General features: G+C 65.3%; 19 protein-coding genes and 1 tRNA gene. 12 read left to right on the plus strand and 8 right to left on the minus strand.

Annotated features, from left to right (window positions below; all coding sequences use genetic code 11):
- Nucleotides 1-195: 195 nt before the first annotated feature.
- Nucleotides 196-1,383, minus strand: a complete 1,188-nt coding sequence (locus XH90_RS25950) for a CaiB/BaiF CoA-transferase family protein (RefSeq protein ID WP_194477143.1) — start codon at nt 1,381-1,383, stop codon at nt 196-198.
- Nucleotides 1,384-1,558: 175 nt separating this feature from the next.
- Here XH90_RS25950 and XH90_RS25955 point away from each other — a divergent pair, with 175 nt between their 5' ends.
- Nucleotides 1,559-2,446 (plus strand): VOC family protein, encoded by an 888-nt coding sequence (locus XH90_RS25955; RefSeq protein WP_194477144.1) that lies wholly within the window; start codon nt 1,559-1,561, stop codon nt 2,444-2,446.
- A 145-nt stretch (nt 2,447-2,591) separates the two neighbouring features.
- Here XH90_RS25955 and XH90_RS25960 read toward each other — a convergent pair whose 3' ends face one another.
- The 3 genes from XH90_RS25960 to XH90_RS25970 are packed head-to-tail and all read right to left on the minus strand — an operon-like array spanning nt 2,592 to nt 8,900.
- Complete coding sequence (locus XH90_RS25960) at nt 2,592-5,486, minus strand: NHLP bacteriocin export ABC transporter permease/ATPase subunit (RefSeq protein WP_194477145.1); 2,895 nt, start codon at nt 5,484-5,486, stop codon at nt 2,592-2,594.
- Nucleotides 5,483-7,642 (minus strand): NHLP family bacteriocin export ABC transporter peptidase/permease/ATPase subunit, encoded by a 2,160-nt coding sequence (locus XH90_RS25965; protein WP_194477146.1) that lies wholly within the window; start codon nt 7,640-7,642, stop codon nt 5,483-5,485. Before XH90_RS25965 ends, XH90_RS25960 begins: the two co-directional genes overlap by 4 nt.
- Entirely contained in the window at nt 7,635-8,900 is a 1,266-nt protein-coding gene (locus XH90_RS25970) for an NHLP bacteriocin system secretion protein (protein WP_194477147.1), read from the minus strand. The genes XH90_RS25965 and XH90_RS25970 overlap by 8 nt, the downstream gene beginning before the upstream one ends.
- A gap of 143 nt (nt 8,901-9,043) precedes the next feature.
- Here XH90_RS25970 and XH90_RS25975 point away from each other — a divergent pair, with 143 nt between their 5' ends.
- Nucleotides 9,044-9,571 (plus strand): hypothetical protein, encoded by a 528-nt coding sequence (locus XH90_RS25975; RefSeq protein ID WP_194477148.1) that lies wholly within the window; start codon nt 9,044-9,046, stop codon nt 9,569-9,571.
- 324 nt (nt 9,572-9,895) lie between these two features.
- Here XH90_RS25975 and XH90_RS25980 read toward each other — a convergent pair.
- Nucleotides 9,896-9,970 (minus strand) — tRNA-Gln (locus XH90_RS25980).
- A gap of 246 nt (nt 9,971-10,216) precedes the next feature.
- Between XH90_RS25980 and XH90_RS25985 the strand changes: the two genes are divergently transcribed.
- The gene (locus XH90_RS25985; protein ID WP_194477149.1) at nt 10,217-11,995 is read left to right on the plus strand and encodes an acyl-CoA dehydrogenase; all 1,779 of its coding nucleotides are present in this window, start codon (nt 10,217-10,219) and stop codon (nt 11,993-11,995) included.
- A 60-nt stretch (nt 11,996-12,055) separates the two neighbouring features.
- On the opposite strand, the gene XH90_RS25990 is transcribed toward XH90_RS25985, so the two are convergent.
- A complete protein-coding gene (locus tag XH90_RS25990) occupies nt 12,056-13,309 on the minus strand; it encodes an MFS transporter (protein ID WP_194477150.1) in 1,254 nt (417 codons plus the stop codon).
- Between the two features lie 301 nt (nt 13,310-13,610).
- Between XH90_RS25990 and XH90_RS25995 the strand changes: the two genes are divergently transcribed.
- The 8 genes from XH90_RS25995 (at nt 13,611) to XH90_RS26030 (ending at nt 22,714) form a co-directional block, all read left to right on the plus strand.
- The gene (locus XH90_RS25995) at nt 13,611-14,369 is read left to right on the plus strand and encodes an enoyl-CoA hydratase-related protein (RefSeq protein WP_194477151.1); all 759 of its coding nucleotides are present in this window, start codon (nt 13,611-13,613) and stop codon (nt 14,367-14,369) included.
- A gap of 49 nt (nt 14,370-14,418) precedes the next feature.
- Complete coding sequence (locus XH90_RS26000) at nt 14,419-16,077, plus strand: bifunctional UDP-sugar hydrolase/5'-nucleotidase (RefSeq protein ID WP_194477152.1); 1,659 nt, start codon at nt 14,419-14,421, stop codon at nt 16,075-16,077.
- A 133-nt stretch (nt 16,078-16,210) separates the two neighbouring features.
- On the plus strand, nt 16,211-17,140 hold the full coding sequence (locus XH90_RS26005) for a histone deacetylase family protein (RefSeq protein ID WP_194477153.1): 930 nt from the start codon (nt 16,211-16,213) through the stop codon (nt 17,138-17,140).
- Nucleotides 17,141-17,213: 73 nt separating this feature from the next.
- Nucleotides 17,214-17,465, plus strand: coding sequence for an exodeoxyribonuclease VII small subunit (locus XH90_RS26010; protein WP_194477154.1), 252 nt, complete (start codon nt 17,214-17,216; stop codon nt 17,463-17,465).
- A 588-nt stretch (nt 17,466-18,053) separates the two neighbouring features.
- Nucleotides 18,054-19,982 (plus strand): 1-deoxy-D-xylulose-5-phosphate synthase, encoded by a 1,929-nt coding sequence (gene dxs / locus XH90_RS26015; RefSeq protein ID WP_194477155.1) that lies wholly within the window; start codon nt 18,054-18,056, stop codon nt 19,980-19,982.
- Nucleotides 19,983-20,157: 175 nt separating this feature from the next.
- Nucleotides 20,158-20,712 (plus strand): nucleoside 2-deoxyribosyltransferase, encoded by a 555-nt coding sequence (locus XH90_RS26020; protein WP_194477156.1) that lies wholly within the window; start codon nt 20,158-20,160, stop codon nt 20,710-20,712.
- 27 nt (nt 20,713-20,739) lie between these two features.
- Nucleotides 20,740-21,474, plus strand: a complete 735-nt coding sequence (locus XH90_RS26025) for a TlyA family RNA methyltransferase (RefSeq protein ID WP_194477157.1) — start codon at nt 20,740-20,742, stop codon at nt 21,472-21,474.
- Nucleotides 21,467-22,714: a class I SAM-dependent RNA methyltransferase gene (locus XH90_RS26030; RefSeq protein WP_194477158.1), complete on the plus strand. Its 1,248-nt coding sequence runs from the start codon at nt 21,467-21,469 to the stop codon at nt 22,712-22,714. The genes XH90_RS26025 and XH90_RS26030 overlap by 8 nt, the downstream gene beginning before the upstream one ends.
- A gap of 4 nt (nt 22,715-22,718) precedes the next feature.
- Here the strand turns inward: XH90_RS26030 and XH90_RS26035 are convergent, their stop codons facing one another.
- Nucleotides 22,719-23,309 (minus strand): hypothetical protein, encoded by a 591-nt coding sequence (locus tag XH90_RS26035; RefSeq protein ID WP_194477159.1) that lies wholly within the window; start codon nt 23,307-23,309, stop codon nt 22,719-22,721.
- A 255-nt stretch (nt 23,310-23,564) separates the two neighbouring features.
- On the opposite strand from XH90_RS26035, the gene XH90_RS26040 reads away from it, so the two are divergent.
- The gene (locus XH90_RS26040; protein WP_194477160.1) at nt 23,565-24,623 is read left to right on the plus strand and encodes a class I SAM-dependent methyltransferase; all 1,059 of its coding nucleotides are present in this window, start codon (nt 23,565-23,567) and stop codon (nt 24,621-24,623) included.
- A 27-nt stretch (nt 24,624-24,650) separates the two neighbouring features.
- On the opposite strand, the gene XH90_RS26045 is transcribed toward XH90_RS26040, so the two are convergent.
- Nucleotides 24,651-25,034, minus strand: a complete 384-nt coding sequence (locus tag XH90_RS26045; protein WP_194477161.1) for a VOC family protein — start codon at nt 25,032-25,034, stop codon at nt 24,651-24,653.
- Between the last annotated feature and the right edge of the window lie 65 nt (nt 25,035-25,099).

Raw genomic sequence — 25,099 nt, forward strand, 5'->3', positions numbered from 1 at the left:
ATGCCATGCGCCGCCGAACTCATGCCTGGTCGGTCGCGGATGGTCATGCAGATAGGACGGGGCGCGCGGGGGCGCGCCTCCCCAGAACCTCATGCGACGCAGAGGTCGCCGGCCAACGCAGAAAAGCGCGAGGATGAGCCGCCAGTCGTCTAGCAGACGAGCCGGCCCATTTCCACTCTTGTCTCGATGCAGCGGCTAAATGATGCCGCCCTGCCGCAGCGCTGCAATCGCAGCCTTGTCGTAGCCGAGTTCCGCGAGCACCGAATCAGTATGCTCGCCAAGCGTCGGTGGACGCGCCGCGATCTCGCCGGGCGTTTCCGACAATCGCACTGCCGCGCGGGCCACCGGCGCCTGCTTCGGCAGGCCGGGATAGTCGACGTCCTGAAGAAAGCCTGCGGCGCGAATGTGCGGATGGTCGAGCGCCTGCTGCGGGCTCAAGACCGGCCCGGTTGGAATCATCGCCTTGCCGAGGGTATCCACAGCCTCCTGCGTGGTGCGCATCGCGCACCAGCGCGCCATCCGCTCGCTGATAACAGGGCCGTTGTTGCCGCGGCTGATGTCGTCGGCAAAGCGCGGATCGTTCAGCCAAAACTCCTCCTCGCCCATCAGCCTGGCCCAGCGCTTGAACAGCGGGTGGCCCGTGACCTGGCACAGCACCCAGCCATCCCTGGTGCGGTAGATATCCGCAGGCGCTGCGGTCTGGCCGAGATTGCCTGTCGGAACACGGTTCACATTGATGACCGCCTGCTCGATCAGCGTCGCATTGGTGAAGGACAAAGCAGTCGCGAGCAGTGCGCCCTCGACGATCTGCCCGCGCCCGGATTTGCCGCGCTCGATCAGCGCCGCGAGCGTGCCGAACGCGCAATGGAGCGCAGTGCCGAAATCGACCCAGTTCACGGCCGCGCGGTAAGGCGGATCGCCGGCGCCGGTCATGTAGACCGATCCCGACATCACCTGCCCGACGCCGTCGAAGCCGACGCGGTCGGACCACGGTCCCGGCCCGCCGAATGCGGTGGCCGTCGTCAGGATGATATCGGGCTTGATCGCCTTCAACTGCTCGTAGTCGAGCTTCATCGCGCGCAAGGTCTGCGGCGGCAGATTGGCGACGACGACGTCCGCGGTCGCGATCAGCCGGCGCATCACCTCCTGCCCCTGCTCCGTCATCGGATCGAGCGTGATGCACTTCTTGTTGCGGTTGACCTGGAGGAACAGCGCGCCCTCGCCGCTTTCGCCGACAGGTGCGACGAAGCGGTCCTCGCTGCCGTCGCGCTTTTCGACCCTGATGACCTCGGCACCGAACTCGGCCAGCAACGTCGCGCAATACGGCCCCGCGATATAGCGCCCGAAATCGAGGACGCGCACGCCTTCCAGAACTCCCCCCATCGACCTCATTCCTTGTCTCTTTCAGGTCAGATTACAGCGAATGCCTGCCGCGGCAAGGCCGCAGCGCACATGGTGCCCTGCACGCAAGATGTGATCCGCCAAATGTTTCGGCCGGCGGAAATTCTGCTCTAGTATGGCGCCAGCAGTCAGTCCCTCCAGCGAGAAGCGCACAGCCATGCCGCAACAATTCGACAGGTCCGCAGAAGATCTCGGCAACGCCATCCATTTCGAGCACGTCAACATCACGGTTCCGGACCAGCGCCTCGCCACGCTGTTCTACGTCACCGGCCTCGGGCTGACCCGCGATCCCTATCTGATGGTGTCCGATACCAACATGTGGATCAATGCCGGACGGAGCCAGTTTCATCTTCCAAGCGGCAAGGCGCAGGTGCTGCGCGGCCATACCGGGCTCGTCATCGAGGGACGCGAGGCGCTGCTGGCGCGGCTGGCTTCGGTCAAAGGCAAGCTCGAAGATACGGCGTTCAAATACGCCGAGCACAATGATTACGTCGAAGCGACCTGCCCGTGGGGCAACCGCATCCGCATCCATGAGCCGGATGCCGCGCGCTTCGGGCGCATCACGCTCGGCATTCCCTATGTCGAGTTCGACGTGCCGGCCGGTTCGGCAGAGGCGATCTGCGCCTTCTATCCTGACATCATGGGCATGCCCGCGAGTCTCCGCAACGGCGACGGCAAGGTTGCGGCGGTGAAGACCGGTCGCGACCAGCATCTGCTATTCCGCGAGACCGACCGGCCGCAGCCCGGCTACGACGGCCACCATGTGCAGATGTACATCACCGACTTCTCCGGCCCCTACCGCAAGCTGCTGGCGCGCAACCTGATCTCGCGCGAAGACAATCAGTACCAGTACCGCTTCTGCGACATCGTCGATCTCGACAGCGGCAAGCCTCTCTTCACCGTGGAGCACGAGGTGCGCAGCGCGACGCATCCGATGTTCATGCGGCCGATGGTCAATCGCAATCCCGTCGTCAACAATCGCAACTACGCCTACGGCCACGATCAGGCGTCGTGGGCGATGGGCCCGGATCAATACGAGGGATAGGAGCCCGGCGACAAGATTGGCGGCGGCAATCCGATGAAGCTGCCCGCCAACGGCGGCCTCTCGGCGGCCGGGTTAGCTGCTCCACCACGAAACTCCCGGACACGTCCGGAAGCTTCGTTTTGGGATGACCAGACCGGCGCGCCGCTCAGAGCATCTGGCGCCGCGCGAACGAGGCGAACATGCCGGATGCGGCATTCAGCTCGGCGAACGTTCCGGCCTCGACGATCTTGCCGTCGACCAGCACGATGATCCGGTCCGCCCGCTGCACGGTGCTGAGCCGGTGCGCGATCACGACGCGGGTGACGTTGAGATTCTCCAGAGCGTCGCTGACGATGGCCTGGGACTGGTTGTCCAGCGAGCTCGTGGCTTCGTCGAACAGCAGGATGCGCGGCCGCCGCGCGATCGCCCGCGCGATCATGATGCGCTGGCGCTGGCCGCCGGACAGCGTGCTGACGCCCTCGGACACCTGGGTGAGCATGCCCATCGGCATCGCCTTGATGTCGTCTGCGATGCCGGCGAGACGCGCGGCCTCCCAGGCCTGGTCGAGCGGCAGCCGGACGCCGCCGCAGATATTGTCGTAGAGGTTTCCGTTGGCGAGCTTGGCGTTTTGAAGGACCACGCCGAGCTGGCGCCGCAGCGCGCTCGCATCCAGCGTCTCGATCGACTTGCCGTCGTAGAACACCGCGCCGGATTCCGCCCGCTCGAAGCCGAGCAGCAGCCGGAACAAGGACGATTTCCCGCTGCCTGACGGGCCCACCACCGCGACATATTCGCCCGGCGTGATCTTCAAGGTGACGTTGTCGAGCACAAGGGGGCCGTTGGCGAGATAACGGAACGACACGCGCGCGAGCTCGACCGATCCGGACAGTTCGCCCGGCGACTTCCGGTCGTCGGGAACTTCCGTCGGGCTCGCAATCAGCGGCCGCAGCCGAAGCAGCGGCGGGATGGCAATCAGCGCCTCGCTGACGCCGGCCGCCCAGGAGCCGACCGATCCCATCGACTGGCCGAAGGCGGAAAAGAACGCGAAGAACGTGCCGATGTCGGTGAGCAGGCCGCTGCTCGAATAGGACGCATAGGCATAGATGATCAGCGTTGCGATGGTCGGAAACGCGGTCTCGAACGCGCCGAGGCCGTTGCCCGCCACCTGCGACGACACGAAGTACTGCTTCTGTGTCGCGAACTGCTTCGACCAGATCGCGAGCGCGCGCGACGTCGCCGCAGAGACGCGCAGCTTGCCGACGCCGGTGAGGAGCTGGAGGACGAAGCCGCTGACCTTGCCCTGCTGGTTGAAATGCCTGCTCTCGAAATGCAGCCGCACCAGATTGGTGCCGATGATGGCCGCGGCCCGGACGAATGTCAGCGCGATCGCCAGCAGCGCCAGCTTGAGGCTGTAGTAGAGCATCAGGCCGAGGCTGAACAGACAGAACAGGCCGGCGATCATGCCGCGCAAGGCGTGCCCCGTCAGCGCTCGTCGCGCGGCATCGATGCCCATGGCGCGGTCGACCAGTTCGCCCGCGGTGTACTCGCGGAAGATGGCGGTCGGCAGCCGCAGCAGGCGGTCGATCATCGCCGCCTGGAGACGCCAGTCGATCGTGGCTTCCATCCGCAGCATGACAAAACCCTGCATGACCTGGACGCCGGCCACCGAGAGCCCCGCCAGAATCAGCGCGAGCGCGCAGAAGGCGAGTTGGTCCAGCTCCGACCGCGGGATGATCGAGCTGATCAGCAGATTGGTGATGAACGGCGTCACCAGCGACAGCAGCCCGATCATCACGACCGACACCGCTATGCGCGGTCCGCTGCCGCGGATGTGACGCAGGGAGAATTGCAGAAGGTCCTTGAATTTCAGGGCGCGCGACGGCAGTGGCGGATAGAACGTGGCCGCTTCCGGGGCGATCTGCGCCGCGATGGCCCGATCGACCGGCCGCCGCGCCTTGGTCAGCGGGTCGACCACGATGTATCCGCGGCCCGGCTCGTAGACGAGCGCGACCGGGACGCGCGCCTCGCCGTACCAACCGACCATCGGGCCTGCATCCAGTCGCCACCAACCGTGCCGGAGCAGGACTTCGCGCAGCCTCAGGCGTGCCGCCTGCGCGATCTGGGCGAGGCCGGAAAAATCCTGCGCGCTGCCATCGCCGCGACCGGAGACCGAGATCGGCGCGCGCATCGCGTTGCCGACGATCTGGCAGGCGCCGACCAGGCGGTCGGACCAGGAGGCATCGACCGCATCATGATCGAAGCGCCGCACGATGATGCCGGACAGGCGGTCGAAGGCCTCCACCGCCTGCGTCGCGGCAAGCCCGGTCCGGCTTGCCAGCCGCGCGCTCTCGTTTTGCGCCTCGCGGGCCAGAATGCCCCGGATGCATTCGACGAAGTTCTGGTGGAACAGATCGACCGCCGGCCAGATCAGGTCGCCCGCCGGGGCGTGGCCGGCAACGCTCGCGGTGCATCCGTCTGTACCCGTCTCGATCCACAGACCCGATGTCAGCGGCAACGGAGGACTTCCGGCCGTGTAAGCCGTGCCTCGCCCGATCAGACGGAGTGCACCGTGCTGCACGGTGAGCCAGAGCAAGCCGCGCATCGGTCCGCGACGCGGCTCGCCCGCGGCCAGCGTCACCTCGCCCTCGGGCAATTCAGCCACTTGCCACTGCGGCGCCGGTCCCGCGACGAAGCGTGCAAGTCGGTCGATCCAGCGCAGCACCCGTTCCGACGCCGGACCGCTCCTGGGCACGACGGCGACAAGCGTGTCCTGCGCGCCGACCGCGATGAAGCGCAGGCCGTCTGGAGACGAGGCCGGGAAGGCCGGAAGATCAGGAATGACGTCGCCGCGCTCGACGCGGAACAGATGATACCGGCTGCCGGATTTTCCCCCATTCACATCGATGGCGAAGATGTCGGCGTGACCCGCGACGATTTCGAGCAGATGACCGCGGTGATCGAGCAGGATGGGCCGACGACCGTCGAGCGCGATTTCGCCAGGCGATTCCAGCGCCGCGACGAGGTCCGCACCGGACATGATATGGTCGATCCGGCCGCTCATTCCTGCGACACCAGGCGGGCATATTCGCCGTTCGTGGCAAGAAGGGTCTCGTGCGTGCCGCGCTCGGCGACCTTGCCCTGCCGCAACACGACGATCTCGTCGCAATCCCTGATCGTGCTCAGGCGATGCGCGATGATGATGCAGGTGCAGCCACAACGCCGGAGATTGTCGTCGATGGCCTTCTCGGTGACGGGGTCGAGCGCCGCGGTCGCCTCGTCGAGCACGACGATGGACGGACGGCCGACCAGTGCGCGGGCGATCTCGATGCGCTGGCGCTGGCCGCCGCTGAAATTGGTGCCGCCCTCGCTGACATAGGAATCGTAATTGCCGGCGCGGATGGCGATATCGTCCTGGATCTCGCCGTCCTTGAGCGCGCGGGTGAGGTCGATGTCCGGAGTGGTCCGGTCCCAGAGCGTGAGATTGTCGCGGACCGTTCCCTCGAACAGAAAAATGTCCTGGTCGACATAGGCGATCGAGTTGGCACGAATGTCGGGCGGGATATCCTGGAGCAGCGTTCCGTCGATCAGGATCTCTCCTGCCCAGGGCTTGTAGAGCCCGCAGACGAGGCGGCCGAGCGTGGATTTTCCACTGCCGGAAGCGCCAACCAGCGCGACGCGCGATCCCGGAGCCACGGTGATCGACAGATCGGAAATCAGCGGCGGCTCGAGCAGAGAATAGCCGAACTGCACGTCCCGAAATTCGATGCGTCCGTCCAGCCTCGCAGGGAAGGTCTTGTCCGATGCGCGCGGGGGATCGCCGAGCGGATAGTTGTAGACGTCCTCGAGGCGGTCGAGCGCGCCCTTGATCAGCTGAAAGCTGCCGGCCTGATTGACCAGCGTTGCCACCGGCTCGGAGAAGCTCGCCATCAGCGACTGGAAGGCGACGAGGCTGCCGAGCGTGAGCGAGCCTTCGATCACCCTGAGGCCGCCGAGGATCAGGATCGCAGTCATGGTCATGCCGGCGATCAGGGTCGGGATCATGTCGAGCACGATCGACGACGAGGCAAGATCGCGCTCGGCGTTCAACACCTTGGCCTGGACGCCCGACCACTGGCCGAAGGCCTCGTCCTCGAGCCCGCTCGCCTTGATCGTCTCGATCGACCTGACGATGCTGACGACGGCGCCGAGGAGCTTGCCGCGCTCGAGCGAGAGCCCGCGGCTGAGATCCTCCCGACGCCGCATCGACAGCCGCAAGGTGAGGACGTTGAGCAGCGACAAAGCGATACACACCGCGGCCAGCCGGGGATCGTAGACGATCATCGCGAAGGCGAAGAATGCCACCGAGGTGAGGCTGAGCGCGTTGGCCGCAATGCCGCCCGCCAGCAGGCGCGCAATCTGGTCATTGGCCCCGACCCGCGCCGCGATGTCGCCGGCGTGGCGCTGGGTGAAGAACTCGATCGGCAAGGCCATCACCCGCCAGAGAAAGCGGCTGATCATCACCACCGAGAGTTTTGTCTGCAGACGCAGCAGCAGGGATTGCTGCAACAGCGTCAGGATGGTGCGGATCAGCGCGGTCGCCGCCATGCCGAGCAGCAGCGGGCGCAGCCATCCGTTCAGGTGCTGAATCAGGATGTCGTCGATGAATATCTTGGAGAAGCTCGCGGCCACGAGACCGGGAACGACCATGACGAAGCTGAGCAGGATCAGCAGGCCGACCGCGGCTTTCGATCCGCGCAACTCCCGCAGCAGCAGCCGCAGTCCGGCCGGCTTGGCGCCGCTCGGCGCGAATCCGGGCCCCGGCTCCATGGTGAGGACGACGCCGGTAAAGCTCCGGTCGAGCTCGTCGATGCCGACCTGCCGCCGTCCAAACGCGGGATCGTTGATGGAGGCGGACTTGCCCTTGATCCCTTCAAGGACGACGAAATGGTTGAAGTTCCAGTGGATGATGCACGGCGTCGGCGCCGAACCGAGCGCCGCAAGGTCCAGCCGAAATCCCTTCGCCGACAGTCCGAAGCGCTTTGCCGCCCGGACCACGTTGCTCGCCTTGCTGCCGTCGCGCGAGACGCCGCATTCGACGCGAAGCCGTTCGAGCGGCACCCACGCCCCGTAATGCGCCAGCACCATGGCAAGGCAGGCGGCGCCGCACTCGGCCGCTTCCATTTGCAGAATGGTCGGCGTGCGCCTGACATGTCCGGTGGATGAAGCGGGACTATCCATCGATCCCCGTCCACTTCCGCAACAGGGGAACGACGAGATCGATCGGGCGCCGGCTTCGCGTGGTGATCTCGGCCTGCGCGAGCGTGCCGCTGGTGAGATGGACTTGCGGTCCCTTGCCCACGGCCCAGCGATATCCGCTCGCGGTCGATGAATCCTTGTCCAGCGACACCGACACCGCATAAGGCGCGCCGTCATGGGAGAACACCTTGACGAGCTGATCGTTGTGCAGAACGGCGGTCATGCCCTGCGGCGTCACCGGAAATTCCGAGATGCTCGAGACCACACCGATCATGGTGCCGAATTCCTCGCGCTTCACGGTGCTGGGCGCAACGCGCACCTGGTAGCCCGGCTTGACGCTCTTGCCTTGCTCGGCGGGAATGTAGATCACGGCTTCCAGCCGCGCGCCCTCGTCCTCGATGAGAACGACCGGCGTGCCCACGGCGAGAACCGAGCCCGAGGATGTCTTGATCTCCAGCACGCGTCCGGCAATGGGGCTGAGGACCTGCGAATTGCGTCCCAGCGTCCCGGCCAGCGCCTGCATCTCGCGGCGCGCGTTGTTCGCGGCGAACTCGGCCTGCTGCAATTCGCGCTCGCGCTGGGTTTCGAGATCGGTCTTCTGCGCGTGAAGCTTGAGGATCTCGTTTTGCGAATCCGTCCGGCGCTGCTGCGCCTCGGTCAGTTCGAGACGGCGGTCCTCGAGCGTCTTCCGCGTCGTCAGGCCCTTCGCCATCAGCTGCTCGAGATTCTTCACGTCGACATCGAGGGACTGCACGCGCTGGCCGGTTGCCTCGATGACCTTGTTGAAGGCCGCTTCGAGCTTGTCGAAGTTGGAGGCCTTGACGGAAAGCTCCGCTGCGACTTTCGCCGCCATGTCGTCATGCTCGCGCTGGCGCTCCTTGTAGGTTTCGACGGCGTTGCTGTATTTCTGCTCGATCTCGGTCTGCGAGATCTGGGCGATCACCTGCCCGCGCTCGACATGGTCGCCGACGGAGACACTGAGCGAGGCGAGCCGTCCTTCGGCGGCGGAGACCGCGTCGACGACGCGACCACTGCCGACCAGAATCCCCTGCCCCGACACGCGCGACGGGATCCGGCCGTAAACGCCCCAGACCAGCGCGGCAACCAGCGCGATCGTCACGATCGCCGCCAGGATCCAGTCCGCGGGCTTGGTGATCGCCACGAGATGATCGAGCTCCTCCGGCGAGGCCGCACGCTGCAGCGCGCTGGCGCGGAAGATTTTGTCAGTGCCCTCAGTCACACTGTACTCCGTCGCAAGACATTTCGGTGTGATCGTCCGCGCGGACGACGCCGAGAATGGGATTGAGCGAAATTGTGAGCGGAGCTAAGCTCGCAACGAAATCGAATTGAACCTGTCGAGGCCGGGAGCATCGGACACATCAGATGAATTGGCAAGCGGATCGCATCACGCCGGTTGCAGCGGCCCGCGCCTTGGCCGCTCGCCTGGCATGGCCGGTCCTCGGATTGCTGGTCGCGACGAATGCGTGCTTCGCCGGCGTGCTGAGCCAGGCCGATCTGAAGAGGGTCGAAGATCTCAGACCGATGTTCGCGGGGCTGATGGGCGATCTCGTACAGACCTCGAAGAGACCCGACATCTCCGCCGCCGACGCAGATTGCGTCAAGTCCACGATCCAGAATCTCGTCGAGATTTCTCAAGAGCTGTCCAGTTTCGAATATCTGATCACGATCGAGAAGGAGCTGACCAACGTCAGCGAGAATGACCCGACCCGCGACGTGGTGAAGTTTGCCGTCGAGCAGTCGACGAATATCCTGACCAGCCAGCGCAAGAAGATCGCGCAGTTGCCCGATCAGTGCGCAAGGTCGCCTCTCGCCTTGGCCAAGGCCCAGCAGGCGCTGCAAGTCGTCGATGCGACGACTGGAATCTTGAGTTCCATTCGCTCTCGACTTTGAGTGAGTCGATCGGAAGGTGGATCGAAAGAGATCATCCGATCGGATGGCCTCTTCGCACGGATCGTCTCGCGGCGGGCGGCCCGGCCGAGTTCGGGATCATCGCGGGTCGTCGGGCAGAATTGCAGATCGTTCGTTCTCGGATGTGCCAGGCTTGGTCACTGCCTTCTCCTCTTTGTCTTAGGAGGGACCGCCCCTCTCGATCAGTGACCGCAGATATAGGACTCTGGGGGGCGTGGAGGCTGTGAGGCCAGTCACACAGATCGTCGCACTCGTCCGGGATGCAACCACGGGAAGCGCGGCGGTTTCTGAATATGCGGGGAGTCCTGGCTGGGGCGGGAGGGATCGAACCTCCGAATGGCGGAATCAAAATCCGCTGCCTTACCGCTTGGCTACGCCCCATCAGGCGACAAAGAGAACGACGGACGACCTGGCACCCGCAGATTCCCTTCGGTCGCAGCCGGTCTATAGGGTGCGGCGCGGCATTTCAACCGCCTGGAGCGGCAAAATACCACCATGCGGACCGCAGTCGCGCCACACCTTATTATAGGCGGGGCAAAGGCCCGATGCGGTCCCGTATCGCGCCCATTGAGGCCCCAGCCAATTCATGGGAATACGACGGCCAAACCTGTCCACGGGGAGTGAGCCATGACCTACCGCGCGCCGATTTCCGACATGCTGCTGTCGCTCAACCACGGCGCCGGCCTGAAGGCGGCCGTGGACGCCGGCCATTACGGCGATTTCGACGGCGATATCGTCGCGGCCGTGCTGGAAGAGGCTGGCAAGTTCGCAACCGACGTGCTGGCGCCGCTCAACAAGATCGGCGACGAGCACGGCATCAAGCTTGACGACGGCAAGGTCACGACCGCGCCGGGCTGGCCGGATGCCTACAAGCGCTGGACCGAGGGCGGCTGGAACGCAGTCTCGGGCCCGGAGGATTTCGGCGGCCAGGGCTTGCCGATCGCGATCAACGCCGCCTGCACCGAGATCTGGAGCGCCTCCAATGTCGCCTTCGGTCTCTGCCCGCTGCTGACGGCCTCGGCGATCGAGGCGCTCGATGCGCATGGCAGCGACACGCTGAAAAAGATCTATCTCGAGAAGCTCGTCTCCGGCGAATGGACCGGCACGATGCAACTGACCGAGTCGCAGGCCGGCTCCGACGTCGGCGCACTGCGCACCCGTGCCGAGAAGCAGGCCGACGGCACCTATCGCATCAAGGGGACGAAGATCTTCATCACCTATGGCGAGCACGACATGACCGACAACATCGTGCATTTCGTGCTGGCACGCCTGCCCGACGCGCCCGCCGGCACCAAGGGGATCTCGCTCTTCCTCGTTCCCAAATTCATGGTCAACGCCGACGGCTCGCTCGGCGCGCGCAACGACATCTTTGCCTCGGGCGTCGAGCACAAGCTCGGCATGCATGCTTCACCGACCTGCACCATGACCATGGGCGATCATGGCGGCGCGATCGGCTTTTTGATCGGCGAAGAGAACCAGGGCATGCGCTGCATGTTCACGATGATGAACCAGGCCCGCCTCGGCGTCGGCCTCGAGGGTGTCGGCGTCGCCGATCGCGCCTATCAGCAGGCGCTCAGTTACGCGCAGGAGCGCAAGCAAGGCCGGGCGGTCGGCAGGAAGGGCGACGGCTCGGATGCGATCTTCGTACACCCCGACGTCAAGCGCATGCTGATGCGGATGCGGGCGCAGACGGCGGCCGCGCGCACCATCTGCTATGCGACCGCGGTTGCGATCGACGTCTCGACCCGCGCGAAAGACCCGAAGGTGCGCGCCGATGCCGCCGCGCGCGCGGCGCTGCTGACGCCGATGGCAAAGGGCTATTCCACCGACATCGGCAACGAGGTCGCCTATCTCGGCGTGCAGATACACGGAGGCATGGGCTTCATCGAGGAGACCGGCGCTGCGCAGCATTATCGCGATGCGCGCATCACCGCGATCTATGAAGGCACCAACGGCATCCAGGCAATCGACCTCGTCACGCGCAAGCTTGCGGCCAATGGCGGTGCATCGGTGTGGGCGCTGCTCGACGAGCTCGCGGCCACCGTGAAGCAGGTCGAGGCCTCCAACGATCCCGCCTTCGGCACGACGGGCGTGAAGCTGCGCGAGGCGCTGGAGGCGCTGACCCGCACAAGCAAGTGGCTGCTGGAGCGCGTCACGTCGGCGCCGAACGACGCCCTCGCCGGTGCGACGCCGTATCTGCAGCAGTTCGGCGCGACGCTCGGCGGCTGCATGCTGGCCTCCGAGGCGCTCGCGGCCAAGGCCGAAGGCAACACCGACGCGCCGCGTTACGTCTCGCTCGCGCGCTTCTTCGCCGAGAACATCACCGTGCAGGCTGGCAGCCTCGAGCGCACCGTGACGGAGAGCGCGGAGTCGGTCGCGGCGGCGGATGCGGTGCTGCTGGGGTAAGGTGAATCGTAGCCCGGATGAAGCGCAAGCATAATCCGGGACCGTCGACGAAGGAAGCACCTATCCCGGATTGCGCTGCGCTTCATCGGGGCTACGCAGCACCCCTCTGCGCCTCCCCGGTCGCCACAGCACGATGCCGGCCGCAACCACATCCAGCACCACGCACATCGCGAATGCCGTCGTGTAGTCACCGCTCGCGCTGCGCACGAGGCCGACGACGCCGGGGCCGAACGCGCTGACGATGCCGCTGATCGACGTCCCCAGCCCCATCGCGGCGGCGAACGCCGTGCTGCCGATCTCGCGCTGGATGATCAGGGGCGGAAACGTGATCATGTTGCCGATCGAGAAGCCGTAGACCGCGCAGCAGATCAGCAGCACGGTCGGGCTCTGGCTTTGCAGGAGAACGAGCAGCGCTGCCGCCTGGCTCGTCATCGATGCAGCGCAGGCAAGCCGCGGATCGAGCCGGTCGACGAACAGGCCGAGCGTCAGACGGCCGACCACCGCCATCGCCGCCATGATCGTCACGGCGAGGCCCGCGCTGGCGCGCCCGATCAGTGGCTCGAGAAACGTCACCTGGTGGATGATGAAGCCCATCTGCGCGAGCAGCGCGATCGCGATCGGCAGCACCATGGTCCAGAAGGACGCGCTGGCGAGCAGCTTCTTGCGCGAATGGCGCGCGGCCTTGCCCCCCGGGGCTGGTGAATTCGACGTGGCATCGACCCGCCAGCTGGTGAAGACGAGAACCACCGGCAGCACCAGCACCCCCATGACGATCGTGGCCGCCAGCATGGCCGAGCGGAAACCGATGCTGCTGCTCAGCGCCAGCAGAACCGGAACGAGAATAATGCCGCCGCAGGTGGCGCCGTTGAAGGCGAGGCTGAGCGCGAGCCCGCGCCTCCGCTCGAACCAGGCGTTCAGCACGGTCGCGATCACCACCGAGCCCATGCCGGTCCAACCGACCGACATCAGCGCATAGGCGAGGTAGAGCTGCCAGGGCGCCTGCATCAGTCCCAGCAGCGCCGTCGAAGCGCCAAGCGCTGTCAGCCCGCACAGGATCAGTGCCCTCAGTCCGATGCGGGCGAGCAGATCGTCGGTGAAAATGACGAGGACTGAGGTCAGCAAGAACGAGAAGGTGCTGGCCGCCGATACCATCGTGCCGGGCCAGCCATGGGCACGCTGGAGCTCGGCGAGATAGACGCCCTGGCCGTACAGACCAAAGCCGAACATGAAGAACGCCATCAGGAAACAGGCAAGCACGACGCGCCAGCCGCGATAATGCAGCGAGGATTCGTCAACGCGCGTTGCAGCAATCATCGATCGAGCAAGGGCCCAATGAAAGAAGACTACTGATCGTGCCGCACAACCCCCGGTTTTTCAATTGAAACATTGTAGCCGATTGTTGCAACGCGCAAGACGCCGCAACAGATGCGACGAGGCGTTCGTGTCACAGTTCCCCCGGGTGAGTACGCCTATCGGACGGGTGTCAGGCCACGACCTACGTGCATTACTGCCGAAATGGTTGAGCCGCAGGATTGGCACGACTGTCGGATCATGTAGGCTGGGCTATGCCGAGACTCGCCGACGGCAGGCGCCGCGGCGGCCGCAGGGAGTGCTCATGCCGAACGGCAACATCATCGTCACGGAGGAACGCTCCACGCGCGTGATCACCCTGCGCCGCCCCGGCAAGAAGAACGCGATCACCCAGGACATGTATCGCGAGATGAGCCGTGCGATCGATACGGCACAGAACAATCCCGACATCCGCTGCATGATCATCACCGGCGGCTCCGGCGTGTTCACCGCCGGCGACGACATCGACGATTTCATGAAGGCCGACGCCTCGCGTCCCGAGACGCTGTCGGACGGCGCCCGATTCCTGTATTCGCTGGCGCTCAACGCCAAGCCGATCATCGCCGCCGTCGACGGCGCCTCAATCGGCATGGGCACCGTGATGCTGTTTCACTGCGACTACGTGCTCGCCTCCAACGCCGCGACCTTCTCGGCGCCTTACATCAATCTCGGCCTCGTGCCGGTCGGCGCCGCCAGTCTCTTGATGCCGAGCACCATGGGCTATCAGCGCGCCTTCGCCATGCTGGTGATGGGCCGCAGCTTCACCGCCGCCGAAGCCCATGCCGCCGGCTTCGTCAACGCCGTGGTGTCGCCGGGACATACCGAGGTCGAAGCCCGCAAGGTGGCGCGCGAGATCTGCCGGCTGCCGGCCGAGGCGGTCGCGATCTCACGCAAATTGCTGCGCGCGCCGCCGGAAGAACTCACCCGCCGCATCGACCAGGAGGGCCATCTGTTCGGCGAGCGACTGAAATCCGAGGAGGCCATCGCGGCGTTCAATGCGTTTGCGAACAGGAAGAAGAGGTAGGAGCGACACCCTTCGTGAAATCTTCGCGCGGAACGACTAATCTGGTTCCATGCGATACCAATCCATCCTTGCCGCGCTTTCACTCGCGCTCGTTGCCCTGCCCGCCGCGGCCCAGACCGCGGCGCCCGTGGATCTGCGCATTCTCGCGATCAACGACTTCCACGGCAATCTCCGTCCGCCGCCGGGCGGCATCCGCATCAACGACCCCGAGGACAAGAGCAAGAAAGTGGCGGTGGCGGCCGGCGGCGCCGAATACATGGCAACGCTGGTGAAGCAATTGAGCGCGGGGCACAAGAACACGATCTTCGTCGCCGCGGGCGACCTGATCGGGGCGAGCCCGTTTTTGTCGGCGATGTTTCACGACGAGCCCTCGATCGAGTCGCTCTCGATGATGGGGCTTGCGATCACTTCGGTCGGCAACCACGAATTCGACGAGGGCAAGACCGAACTGCTCCGGATGCAGAATGGCGGCTGTCATCCGGAGGACGGCTGCCAGGGACCGCATCCGTTCACCGGCGCGAAATTCCATTATCTCGCGGCTTCGACCGTCGACACCGCGACCGGCAAGAGCGTGCTGCCGCCTTACGAGATCCGCGAGTTCGAGGGCATCCCCGTCGCCTTCATCGGTCTCACCTTGAAGGAGACGGCAGGCATCGTCTCGCCCAAGGGCATCGCGGGGCTTGAATTCCGCGACGAGGCCGAGACGGTGAATGCGCTGGTGCCCCAGTTGAAGGCGAAGGGCGTCGAAGCGATCGTGGTGCTGATCCACCAGGGCGGCGAGCCCTCCGGCGACTACAACGAATGCCCAGGCATCACGGGACCGATCGTCGACATCGTGAAGAAGTTCGACCGCGCCGTCGACGTCGTCGTCAGCGGCCACACCCATCGGGCCTATGTCTGCGACATCGACGGACGGCTCGTCACCAGCGGCGACAAATACGGCACGCTGGTCACCGCGATCGACCTCAAGCTCGATCCTGCCACCCGCGACATCGTCAGCGCCAAGGCCGAGAATGTCATCGTCGCCGACGCCTCGCTCGCCAAGGATCCCGACCAGACCGCGCTGATCGACGCCTATGACAAGCTCTCCGCCCCGATCGCCAATCGCCCGGCCGGATCGGTGACGCAGACGCTGTCGCGCGTTCCGAACGACGCCGGCGAAAGCGCGCTCGGCGACGTCATCGCCGATGCGCAGCTTGCCGCCACGCAGAATGCCGGGGATGGCAGCGCCGTCATCGCACTCACCAATCCCGGCGGCATCCGCACCGACATCATCCCCAAGGAGAACGGCGCGGTGTCGTATGGCGAGATATTCGCGAGCCAGCCGTTTCGCAATCGCCTCGTCACGATGACGCTGACCGGCAGCCAGCTCAAGGACATGCTGGAACAGCAATGGCTCGACCCGAAGCGGCCGCGGATCCTCCAGGTGTCGAACGGGTTCAGCTATAGCTGGGATGCATCCAGGCCGTTCGGCGAGCGCGTGTTGGCTGACAAGATGGCGCTCAACGGCAGGCCGCTCGAGCCGGCCGCCGGCTACCGCGTCACCGTCAACGATTACCTCGCCGTCGGCGGCGACGGCTTTACCGTCGCCAAGCAGGGCACCTCGCCGCAATATGGCGGTTACGACGCCGATGCGCTGTTTGCCTTCTTCAGGGCGCACGGCCCGATCGGCCCGCTGCCGCCGACCCGCATCCTGCGCGTCGATTGATCCGGATCAAACGGGCCGAAACGGACGACCCTTTGCCAATCGCGGGGGAACGCCTAGATTGGGTTTTGCATTGCGTTTTGGCGCCGGATGCGCCAAGCGACGTCGAGAGTTCGTTCCCAGTGAGGCCGACCTGATGAGCACGCTTCTTCTCTCCCACAAGGCCTGCCTCGACCACGTCACGCCGCCGGGTCACCCCGAGCGCCCGGACCGCCTGCGTGCGGTCGAGGAAGCGCTGTCGGTTGAACGCTTCCAGTTCCTGGCGCGCGACCTCGCACCGGAGGGCGATCTCGATCTCGTCACGCTGTGCCACAACGAGCACTACGTCACCGAACTGCGCCACATCGCGCCGACCAGCGGCCAGGTCTATCTCGACGGCGACACCTCGATGTCCCCCGGCACGTGGGAAGCGGTGATGCGCGGCGTCGGCGGCGCGGTGGCCGCGACCGAAGCCGTGATGAACGGCGAGCATCGCAACGCCTTCGTCGCGGTGCGCCCGCCCGGCCATCACGCCGAGATCGGCAAGCCGATGGGCTTCTGCTTCTTCGACAATGTCGCGATCGCCGCGCGCCACGCGCAGCGCAAATACGGCATCAAGCGCGCTGCCATCGTCGATTTCGACGTGCATCACGGCAACGGCACCCAGGACATCTTCTGGTCCGACCCGACCGTGATGTATTGCTCGACGCATCAGATGCCGCTATTTCCGGGCACCGGTGCCAAGGGCGAGCGCGGCGACCACGACACCATCGTCAACGCGCCGCTCGCCTCCGAAGACGGCGGACCCGAATTCCGCAGCGCGTTTGAAAACCTGATCCTGCCGCGCCTGACCGAATTCAGCCCCGAGCTTCTCATCATCTCCGCAGGGTTCGATGCGCATTTCCGCGATCCGCTGGCCTCGCTGAATCTGCGCGCGGAGGACTATGCCTGGGTGACGCGCAAGCTGATGGACCTCGCCGACAAGTCCGCAGGCGGACGCGTCGTTTCCGTGCTCGAAGGCGGCTACGACCTGCAAGGACTGAAAGAATCTGTTACGGCGCATGTCGGCGCCCTGATGGGCGCTTGAGATACCCGCCACATTACGCCCGCAAAACTCTGCTGTTTTGCATCAGAAGCGAATCGGGCAATCGGAAACGGATATGGCCGAAAATACCCAAGTCGACGTCTCCAGGCTCACCTTCGAGCGCGCGATCGAGGAACTCGAAACGATCGTGAAGCGGCTCGAGGACGGCAAGGTCCCGCTCGAGGAATCCGTCACGATCTACGAACGCGGCGAAGCCCTGAAGCGGCGCTGCGAGGAGCTTTTGCGCCAGGCCGAGGCCCGCGTCGACAAGATCACCACCGATGCCAATGGCCAGGCCGCCGGCACCGCCCCGCTCGACGTGCAGTAGGGCTCCGGTCGGAGCTGCCCGTCCACGGCATCGGCCACCCGCGTTTTTTCAGGATCGCACGTCCTTTTTCTGATCCCGGCCGGACCATCGCGACGGAGGGATTAAAAGAAATCTCCCTCTGGCGCCATCATCACCCTGTGAATCGGGCCAAAAAGGCTGTTCTTCGGTCCAAAATTCTGCCAAGGAACCGGGCAGGATTGGAACCACCACGCCGGCGCCGCGATTAACCAAATTGGCCCGCCGGTTGCACCTGCATACCCGTAATCGGTCGGGCGGGTTGGCTTTGGCCTAAGCTTTGGTGTAAAGCTGCGCGGAGTGTGGCTTTTTGTTAGCCTTGACGTGGGGACCGATTTTCGACGTCAAGCGCCTCAAATCGCTAATGAAATTGACCTGGACGGACGAAGCCGATCCACGTGATAGGGGTCACGGAGACTGAACCGGAGCGCACTTTGGCTCACCTAAGCTTGAACAAGGGGCCCTGCCCCATGCAGGTGGCTCCGACGGTTTGAGGACTCGCGCTGCGCCGAAATTGTGCAAACCCATCGCGCACCGGAACGACCTTCCGGCGCTGACAAATTGGAAATCGCTGTGAACGCATACAGTAAAACGCCGCTTCTCGACACCATCCGGACGCCGGAAGACCTGCGCAAGCTCAAGGTCGAGCAGGTTCGCCAGGTCGCCGACGAGCTGCGTCAGGAGACCATCGATGCCGTCTCGGTCACCGGCGGTCACTTCGGCGCGGGCCTCGGCGTGGTCGAGCTCACCACCGCGATTCACTACGTCTTCGACACGCCGCGCGACCGGCTGATCTGGGACGTCGGCCATCAGGCCTATCCGCACAAGATCCTCACCGGACGCCGCGACCGCATCCGCACGCTGCGCACCGGCGGCGGCCTGTCCGGCTTCACCAAGCGCAGCGAGAGCGATTACGATCCGTTCGGCGCAGCCCATTCCTCGACCTCGATCTCCGCCGGCCTCGGCATGGCCGTCGCCCGCGACCTCGCCGGCGGCAAGAACAACGTTATCGCCGTGATCGGTGACGGTGCGATGTCGGCGGGCATGGCCTATGAGGCCATGAACAATGCCGGCGCAATGAACTCGCGCCTGATCGTCATCCTCAACGACAACGACATGTCGATCGCCCCGCCGGTCGGCGCCATGAGCGCGTACCTGTCGCGCCTGTACTCGGGCAAGACCTATCGCACGCTGCGCGAGGCGGCCAAGCAGATCAACAAGCGCCTGCCGAAGATCCTCGCCAACCGCGCCAATCGCGTCGAGGAATATTCCCGCGGCTTCATGATGGACGGCGGCACGCTGTTCGAGGAGCTCGGCTTCTATTACGTCGGCCCGATCGACGGCCACAACCTCGACCATCTCCTGCCCGTGCTGAAGAACGTGCGCGACATGGAGACCGGCCCGATCCTGGTCCACGTCGTGACGCAGAAGGGCAAGGGCTACGGCCCGGCGGAAGCGTCCGCCGACAAGTACCACGCCGTCGTCAAGTTCGACGTCGCCACCGGCACCCAGGCGAAAGCCAAGCCGAACGCGCCGGCCTACCAGAACGTGTTCGGCCAGAGCCTCGTCAAGGAGGCGCAGAAGGACGACAAGATCGTCGCCATCACCGCGGCGATGCCGTCCGGCACCGGCGTCGACATCTTCAACAAGGCCTTCCCGGACCGCACCTTCGACGTCGGCATCGCCGAGCAGCACGCGGTGACGTTTGCCGCCGGTCTTGCGACCGAAGGCTACAAGCCGTTCTGTGCGATCTATTCGACCTTCCTGCAGCGCGGCTATGACCAGATCGTGCACGACGTCGCGATCCAGAACCTGCCCGTGCGCTTCGCCATCGACCGCGCCGGCCTCGTCGGTGCCGACGGCGCGACCCATGCCGGCTCGTTCGACAACGCCTATCTCGGCTGCCTGCCCAACATGGTGATCATGGCGGCGGCGGATGAAGCCGAGCTCGTGCACATGGTGGCGACCCAGGTCGCCATCGACGACCGTCCGAGTTCGCTGCGCTATCCGCGCGGCGAAGGCCGCGGCATCGAGATGCCCGACGTCGGCATTCCGCTCGAGATCGGCAAGGGCCGCATGATCCGCCAGGGCAACAAGATCGCCCTGCTTTCGTTCGGCACACGTCTGGCCGAATGCGAGAAGGCCGCCGACGAGCTCGCCGCTCATGGCCTCTCGACCTCGATTGCGGATGCGCGCTTCATGAAGCCGCTCGACACCGAGCTGGTGCTGAAGCTTGCCCGCGACCACGACGTGCTGATCACGGTCGAGGAAGGCTCGATCGGCGGCTTCGGCTCGCATGTGTCGCAGTTCCTGAGCGATCAGGGTGTGCTCGACACCGGCATGGTCAAGTTCCGCACGATGGTGCTGCCCGACGTATTCCAGGATCACGACACGCCGGCCGCGATGTACGCCCGCGCCGGTCTCGACGCCAAGGGCATCGTCGCAAAGGTGTTCGAAGCCCTCGGCAAGGACATCAAGACCGAGACCGTCAAGCTCGCCTGATAATGAGTTTACCTCTCCCGCTTGCTTGCGGGAGAGGTCGACGCGAAGCGTCGGGTGAGGGCTCTCTCCTCTCGGGGGTTCTCGCCTGCGGAGACACCCCCTCCCCGCAAGCGGGAGAGGGAGCAGAGCACGCGATGCGGCTCGTACGTCGATCCCACTTTCCGGCTTTGGCTCAATGAAAATCTATCTGGCAGGTCCCGACGTGTTCCTGCCGGATGCGGTCGAGATCGGCCGCCGCAAGGCGGCGATCTGCGCCGCGCACGGACTCACCGGCCTCTATCCCCTCGACAACATTGTCGACGTCACCGCGCCAGACGCCGCGCGGCAGATATTCTGTGGCAACGAGGCCATGATGGACGCGGCCAGCGCCATCATCGCCAATCTCACCCCGTTCCGCGGCGCCGGCGCCGATCCCGGTACCGTCTACGAGCTCGGCTACATGGCCGGCCGTCGCAAGTTCTGCCTGGCCTATTCGAACGACCCTGCAACCTATGCCGACCGCCTCGGCCGCTTCATGGACGTGACGTCGGAGGGCGATCGGCTGGTCGATGCGCAGGGGCTGACGGTCGAGGATTTCGGTCTCGCCGATAACCTCATGATGATCCACGCGCTGGAGCTGCACGGCTGCCCGCTGGTGACGCCGACCACGATGCCGGTCGACGTCTGGCACGATCTCGCCGCGTTCGAGACTTGCGTCCGAATGGCAGCCGCGCGATTGATTGCACCATAAGCCCTTCAGTCGTCGTTCGGAGATCCGATGTCCCCTGCCCGCAAGCGCGCGGATGTTCTGCTGGTCGAGCGCGGCCTGTTCGAGAGCCGGGCGCGGGCGCGCGCGGCGATCGAGGCCGGGCTCGTCACGGCTGACAGCAAGCAGGTCGCAAAACCATCGGAGACGATCGCCGAGGACGCGGTGATCCAGGCCGAGCCGGCGCATCCCTACGTCTCGCGCGGCGGTGTCAAGCTCGCGGGCGCTCTGGAGCGTTACCCGATCGAGATCGAGGACCACGTCTGTCTCGACGTCGGCGCCTCTACCGGGGGCTTCACCGAGGTGCTGCTGGCGAACGGCGCGAGCCTGGTGTTCGCCGTGGACGTCGGCACCAGCCAGTTGCACGCCTCGCTGCGCGGTCATCCGAAAATCATGTCGATGGAGGAGACAGACATCCGCAGCTACGAGGGCAAGCGGCTGCCCGCGCGGCCCGAAATCGTCGTCATCGACGTCAGCTTCATCTCGCTCAAGACGGTGCTCCCCGTCGCGCTGTCGCTCGCCGCCGCACCCATGAGCCTGCTGGCGCTGATCAAGCCGCAGTTCGAGGCTGATCGGAAACACAACAAGAAGGGCATCATCCGCGATGCCGCCGTGCACCAGGAGATCTGCGACGACATCGCGGCCTTTGCCGCCTCGCTCGGCTGCACCGATATCGAGATATTCCCTTCTTCCATTGCCGGCGGGGACGGCAACATCGAATTCTTCCTGGGCGCGCGCCGTGGTTGAGCGCCTCACGATCGACCATGTCGGCCATCGCGGCGACGGCGTTGCGCTCACGACGGGTGATGCGATCTATGTGCCCGGCACGCTCGGCGGCGAGACCGTCGAGGTCGACCATGTCGTTGGCCATCACCCTGATCGTCGCAAGCTGCTGGCGGTGGACGTCGCGAGCCCCGAGCGCATCGAGCCGTTCTGTCCGCATTTCGGCATCTGCGGCGGCTGCGCGATCCAGCATTGGGCGACCGAGCCCTACCAGGCCTGGAAGCGCAACATCGTGGTCGAGACGCTGGCGCAGGCCGGCATCGATTGCGCGGTCGCGCCGCTGCGCGACGCTCATGGCGCCGGCCGAAGACGGGTCACGCTGCACGGGCGGTTCGGCACGCATGACGTGCTCAAGGTCGGCTTCTCGGCCGCGAGCGCGCACGACGTGATTCCGATCCATCGCTGTCCGATCCTCGATCCGGCGCTGGAAGGCGCGCTCGATGCAGCCTGGGCACTGGCCGAGCCGCTGACGTCGAGGATGCCGGTGACGAAACCGCTCGACATCCAGGTCACCGCGACCGCCAACGGCCTCGATGTCGACGTGCGCGGCTCCGGCCCGCTGCCGACGCCGCTGGTCACGGCGCTGTCGCGCGTTGCCGAACAGCACCGTCTGGCGCGACTGACGCGGCACGGCGAGCTGGTGCTGCAACGCCTGCCGCCGACGGTGAGGATGGGCCGCGCTGAGGTGACGCTGCCGCCGGGCTCGTTCCTGCAAGCGACCGTGGCGGGCGAAGAAGCGCTGGCCGCTCTCGTTGCAGAGCGCATCGGCAAGGCGAAGGAGGTTCTCGACCTCTTTTGCGGTGTCGGCCCCTTCGCATTGCGTCTTGCGGAAAAGGCACGCGTCACCGCCTACGACAACGACGCCGGTGCCATCGCCGCGCTCGCGAAGGCCGCGCGCACGCCGGGCTTGAAGCCGATCAGGTGCGAGCCGCGCGACCTGTTCCGCCGTCCCTTGGTGCCACCGGAGCTGCGCGATTTCGATGCCGTCGTGTTCGATCCGCCGCGCCAGGGCGCGCAGGCTCAGGCGTTGAAACTCGCGGCGAGCAGGGTGCCCGTGGTGATCGCAGTCTCCTGCAACGCCGCGACGTTTGCCCGCGACGCGCGGCTGTTGATCGATGGTGGTTACAAGATCGAAGCCGTCGTCCCGGTCGACCAGTTCCGCCACACGCCGCATGTGGAATTGGTCGCGCGATTTACGCGGTGAAATCTTAGCGCCGGAGCTGGCCGAGCGCCGGCGACTCGCCGGGCAGCATGTTCGACCTGATATCGCTGTCCATGCGGCCCGAGTCGCGCTGGGTGAACCCGGCCCCGAACGACAGGCTGAGGTTCGACGTCGGCTTGAATTCGACGCCCCCAAATGCGCCATAGCCGGGACCGGCGGCGGAAGTCAGCGGTGCGACCGAGCTGCCAATGCCGTTGCCGTATTTCAGCGTGTCGATGCCGGCAAAGAAGGTCACGGGCGAGCCACTCGTAGTCTTCATGTTGTAGCCGAACTGCGTGCTGTCGTAGGACAGCGCGCTGAAATTGCTCGCGGGTCCGGCCTGGTTGAAACCGCTCAAGCCGAGATTGCCGCTCCGGCTTCCGACAAAGAAGCCGGGGCGAAACTCGTAGCCGCCGTTGGCATCGCGGGTATTGAAGCTCGGAGAGTTGCCATAGCTCTCAGTGCCGCCGCCATAACCAAATCCCCCGCCCGGAATCCAATATTGCAGGGGTGCGACCTGCGCGTGAACACGCACTCCACCGAAGCAGAGCACTGCGAAAAGGGTTGCAAGACCGCAGGAACGAACAAAGCCGGGCATTCAGGGAACCGTCAGACTGATCGATAAATTATACGCACAGCGCCGTGCGAATGCCAGCGATGCGATGCCGCTGAGCACGGCACCAGGTTCCTGGATCGGGGTTTCCCACGCTTTGAACCTCCTCCGTGCCGGATTGACCCATTGAAAGGACGCGAAAGCTGAGGCCGCGGCGATGACCGCAAAAGGCCTGTCGCAGTCCGATCACGCGCAATTGCGCAGACCTTTGAAAATGCCCAACATTGGATGGAGGCTGTCATGGAGGTCAATGCCGACAGGTTGAATGCTTTTATGGGCAAGATGATCACCGAGGTCGGGGCCGCGATGAACGCATCGCTCATCCTCTTGGGCGACAAGCTCGGGCTCTATCGCGCCCTCGCCGCCAAGGGACCGATGAACTCCGCCGAGCTCGCGAAAGCCACGGGAACGGCGGAGCGCTACGTCCGCGAATGGCTGGCGAGCCAGGCGGCATCCGGCTACGTCGAATACGATGCCGGTTCAGGAAAATTCTCGATGCTGCCGGAGCAGGCGATGGCGCTCGCCGACCAGGATAGCCCGGTGTTTCTCGGCGCGGTCGGCAACGTCATTGCCGCCGCGTTTCTCGACGAGCCGAAGATCACGGACGCCTTCAAGTCCGGCAAGGGTGTCGGCTGGAACCGGCGCAGCGAGTGTCTGTTCTGCGGCACGGCGCGCTTCTTCCGCACCGGCTACATGCATCATCTCGTGCAGGAGTGGCTGCCCGCGCTCGACGACGTCGTCGACAAGCTCAAGCGCGGCGCCAAGGTTGCCGACGTCGGCTGCGGGCACGGCGTCTCGACACGGTTGATGGCGGAAGCCTTTCCGAACTCCCGCTTCTACGGGTTCGACTATCACGAGGGCTCGATCGAGGCGGCACGAAAAGCGGCGAGCGAGGCCAGGCTCGGTGACCGCGTCAGCTTCGCGGTTCACTCGGCCAAGACCTATCCGGCCGAGGGCTACGATCTCGTCTGCTTCTTCGATTGCCTGCACGACATGGGCGATCCCGTCGGCGCGATCAGCCACGTGCGCCAGACCATGGCGAAGGACGGCACCTGCATGCTGGTCGAGCCGTTCGCGGGCGACCGCCTCGAAGACAATCTCAACCCGGTCGGGCGCGTCTATTACGCGGCGTCGACCATGATCTGCACGCCGGCCTCGCTCGATCAGGAGGTGGGCCTCGCGCTCGGCGCGCAAGCCGGCGAGGCAAGGCTGCGCAAGGTCGCCGGCGAAGGCGGATTGTCACGCTTCCGCCGCGCCGCGGAGACGCCGTTCAACCTGATCCTTGAGGCACGGATCTGATCTCACCGGGCGCCGCGACCGAGCACGTCAGGCTGCGGCGTCCGTCCCCATCCCGAATGTGACCTGATTGCCGTCGGCATCGACCGCATCGAAGTCGCGCATGCCATAGTCGCGATCCCCCGGCTGGTTGATCAGCCTGGCGCCCCGCGCCGAGACCTCGTCGTAAAGCCGGTCCACGTCCCGGACGAAGATGCAGAGACCGCCGTGCCCGGGCAATCGCTTCGTCGCCATTGCTGCGAGCAGATGCAGGGCGACCTCGTCGCGGCACAGGCACGCATAGGACAAGGGCGCGCCATATTCGAACGTGACCTGAAAACCGAGCACGTCACGATAATAGGCAAGGCTCGCGTCGATGTCGGAGACGACGAAGACGGTCGCGGCGCCAACCATCATCGGATCTTCGTCGGTCATGGGGTTCTCCATCTGGCAAGCGATCTGGTTGGCGCAGCCTAGCATGCGCGCCCGACACCTTGCAC

Origin of the sequence: Bradyrhizobium sp. CCBAU 53338 (assembly GCF_015291665.1) — a bacterium.
Lineage (GTDB): Bacteria > Pseudomonadota > Alphaproteobacteria > Rhizobiales > Xanthobacteraceae > Bradyrhizobium.